Raw genomic sequence first — 983 nt, forward strand, 5'->3', positions numbered from 1 at the left:
TCAAACTTTTCTCATCAAGAATTCCATCAGCAGCATCTTCTGGCTTGAGCGTGTCTATTAATTTCTTCTCTTGTTGTAGTCGCCATTCGTAAACAGAAGCAAAAGACGGCGCTTTTAAAAAACACCACAGATCAAAAAAGCGATACAGCGGCTCATAACTTTGACGCAATGCACGATTAACTTCTAAACGCCATATTCGTTCAGGATCTTCAATTTCCTCTAGCGCGTTACATGGTGCATCTAGTAAGGCTTCATCAACGGCTTCAACGCCCCAACACCAGCCTTCAAAAATTACAAAATCTGGGTTAGTTGCAACGACGATTTCGTTTTCAGCAGGGACTACATCGTCGGTCGCCTTATTAAACGCTGGCAGTTTGATTTCCCCTGTATTTTCTCGAAGGGCTTCAAGAACTTCCCGAATCCTAGATACGTCGTGTGTACATGGTACACCGCGCGTTGCAAACAGAGGATGGACACTTAAAGCAAGATGCTTACGATCCAGTTTTCCAAGATAAAAATCGTCGAGTGACAAACTAACGACTTTCGCACCCTGCTCCTTTAATGAATTGGCAAAATACTTACAAAGGGTTGATTTGCCTGACCCTTGGCAACCAACTAGCCCAATAAACACAGGTTCTTTCATGGGCGCCCGATAGCGTAGCAAAGCATCTACAACGGGATCGAAGTATCGCGAGGCTGTGTTTCTAAAACTTTTTGGCAGACGCTCTTCTTCTAAGAATTTATCTATCACTTGCACGATGATCTCGATCCGTTCACTTGTTGCGTATCACGTATCGTAACTAGTGCATGATGCATACCAAATGGTCTTTGATGCGCCAAAGCGTTTAAGCGTAGGGTCTGATGGAAAGCAACCTGACAGTTAAGCGAACTAAAATTGCGCATCAGGTAGTAACGACACGCCGTGCGCACCATTATGAGGCAAAATTAACGTTGATTTAGCTAGGCTGGAAATTAAATGGTAG

General features: G+C 43.8%; 1 pseudogene. It reads right to left on the reverse strand.

The window, feature by feature from the left end:
* Window positions 1-757: pseudogene (locus tag A3738_RS20925) on the reverse strand (zeta toxin family protein); the annotation flags it as partial.
* Window positions 758-983: the final 226 nt, after the last annotated feature.

The organism is Oleiphilus sp. HI0066, assembly GCF_001635725.1.